Raw genomic sequence first — 2,492 nt, forward strand, 5'->3', positions numbered from 1 at the left:
ACGGAGACACGGAGACACGGAGACACGGAGACACGGAGACACGGAGACACGGAGACACGGAGACACGGAGACACGGAGAAAAGTGTGAAATTGAGATTGCTTCGATCGCAACTTCCGCAAATACAGATAATTCTGTCCCCGCGTCCCCCTGTCTCCGCGTCGCCGCGTCTGTCCATCTCCCCCTCCTCCTCTGTACTCGCAGAACGCGGCTGAAAAAAATCGGACAACAGGTGATGGTGGGCGATCGCGTTGTTGTGGAGGAGCCAGATTGGGCTGGAGGACGAGGAGCAATTGCTGAGGTTTTACCCCGTGAAAGTGAATTAGATCGTCCAGCCATTGCCAATGTCAACCAAATTTTATTAGTATTTGCTGTTGCCGATCCGCCTTTGGAACCTTATCAATTGAGTCGGTTTTTGATTAAGGCTGAGTCTACTGGCTTGGATGTGCTTTTGTGCTTGAATAAAAGCGATTTAATTTCACAAGAAGAACAACAGCAAATTAGCGATCGCCTGCTCAGTTGGGGATATCAACCGTTATTTATCAGCGTCCAAAATGGCATAAATATAGACCAAGCAGCCAGCTATCTCAGCAATAAAATTACTGTAATTGCTGGGCCTTCCGGTGTGGGCAAATCTAGTCTGATTAATTGGCTAATTCCCGACGCTAACCTGCGAGTGGGGGAGGTTTCTGGCAAATTAGCTCGTGGTCGTCATACCACCCGCCATGTAGAATTATTTGAATTGCCCTGTGGTGGTTTATTAGCAGATACTCCGGGTTTTAATCAGCCGGACATGGATTGTAGCCCAGAAGAATTAGTACATTATTTCCCAGAAGCAAGAAAACGCTTAGCAGTTGCTAACTGTCGATTTAGCGATTGTCTGCACCGAGATGAGCCTGAGTGTGCAGTGCGGGGAGACTGGGAACGATACGAACATTATTTGGAATTTTTGGATGCAGCGATCGCTCTTCAAACACAACTTCAGCAGCAAGCCGGCCCTGAATCAACTCTCAAGTTAAAAACTAAAGGTAAAGGCCAGAGTCAATACGAACCGAAACTGGAAACTAAAAAATATCGCCGTGTTTCTCGAAAGACTCAGTTACAGAACTTGCAACAGCTGTATCAAGAAAGCGAAGAATAGAAAAAGAAGCCGTCAAAGTAATTCGTAATTCAAGCCCCCACCTTTAGGTATTAAGTATTTTTGCCATAAATATAAACAAAGATAGACAAAAATTGGCAAACTCTACTAAAAACCCCCATTCCCCACAAAGGAATGGGGGCTGGGGAGTTAGGTTTCTAAGATTTTGATGTTAGCAATAATACTTTTGAAACATCCTCTTGAGCTTGTTTTTTATTCTTAGCAACCAACGCTCCCAAGGATAAACCTAATAAACCTAAGATGCTACCTGGTTCAGGAACAGGGGTAACATCTGCCTGTGCTATCCCCTGATAAGTTCCCAAGCCAGCTGCTGAAAAATAAAGCGATCCGAAACCGGGTTGGAGACTTAAATAACTAGCATTTACAAAATCGACAGACCCTCCGAAGGGGCCACCACCTGAACCACCGAAGTTGATGAAACGATCGCTACCATTAGTTCCGATTCTTGCAAGAATATTAGCCAGTGGCGTTGCAAGAGCCGTGTTGGTAAAGCTATTTCCATTAACATTAAAGGAAAAGTTAAAGTTTGGTAAAGACGTAAGTGCGAATGTTCCATCTCCAGGGTCTCCGTCAAAGCTAAACGTTCCTGTTCCTACGAAGGGAGAAGTTACAGTGGCATTAGGCGTATTATCAAATTTAAAATCAAAGGTTAGTGCTTGTGATTTGAGAGGTGAAACGGCGATCGCAGTTACGGCTACTATGCTTGATGTTAAGACAGTAAAGATGTTTTTGCTCATTTTGGCCTGGTGTAGTCCACTATGTCAGATGTACTGAAAATGATGTTAACATCATGTATATATTGAAACGGTAAAATTACTTTGTAATTTAAATGAATTCGATCGTACTTATATATAATTATACGTATTTTCCGAATCAAGAAAACAGAGCAACGAAATTACATCAAAACTTTTGCCGGGTTTTAGCGTTCGAGTTCAACGCTTTTTTGTATAATTCTGGCGTAGGCGTAGCCCGCCTTAGGCATCGCTCCTGAAATTCAACCTCACCAAACAAAGTAAAAGTAAAATTTTTCTGGAGGCAGATACTAACGGCATCTGGTTAAAAAAGAATTACTAAACTCCAAAGGCAAAAAGTTTACAAAAGGACTGTAAGTGAGAAACCCGATTTTTCGGCTGCAACAAGTTAACCCACAACCGGAGTAGGAATGCCCAGGAGTTCAAATATTGGTACAAAGCTTTTAAGGGACTTCCAGTTTAAAAAACATTCCATCCCTGCGGGACGCTCCGCGAACCTAGGGGCTTTACAAAGAAAGGCAGAAGTTCGTTCGCGCAGCGTGTCGAAGACAGGGCAGAAGGCACTTATGTTAGGAGTAACAAT

General features: G+C 43.5%; 2 protein-coding genes. One reads left to right on the forward strand and one right to left on the reverse strand.

Features of this window, described 5'->3' with window-relative positions; genetic code table 11:
- The first annotated feature begins 89 nt into the window (after positions 1-89).
- Positions 90-1,139 (forward strand): small ribosomal subunit biogenesis GTPase RsgA, encoded by a 1,050-nt coding sequence (rsgA, locus tag GNE10_RS33830; protein WP_185570408.1) that lies wholly within the window; start codon positions 90-92, stop codon positions 1,137-1,139.
- A 155-nt stretch (positions 1,140-1,294) separates the two neighbouring features.
- Here the strand turns inward: rsgA and GNE10_RS33835 are convergent, their stop codons facing one another.
- The gene (locus GNE10_RS33835) at positions 1,295-1,894 is read right to left on the reverse strand and encodes a PEP-CTERM sorting domain-containing protein (protein ID WP_185570407.1); all 600 of its coding nucleotides are present in this window, start codon (positions 1,892-1,894) and stop codon (positions 1,295-1,297) included.
- Between the last annotated feature and the right edge of the window lie 598 nt (positions 1,895-2,492).

Origin of the sequence: Nostoc sp. 2RC (genome assembly GCF_014222165.1) — a bacterium.
Classification (GTDB): domain Bacteria; phylum Cyanobacteriota; class Cyanobacteriia; order Cyanobacteriales; family Nostocaceae; genus Nostoc; species Nostoc linckia.

Bases quoted from the DNA above. Each gene is read 5' to 3' on its own strand.
- GNE10_RS33835 (WP_185570407.1), bottom strand. From the start codon at position 1,894: ATGAGCAAAAACATCTTTACTGTCTTAACATCAAGCATAGTAGCCGTA.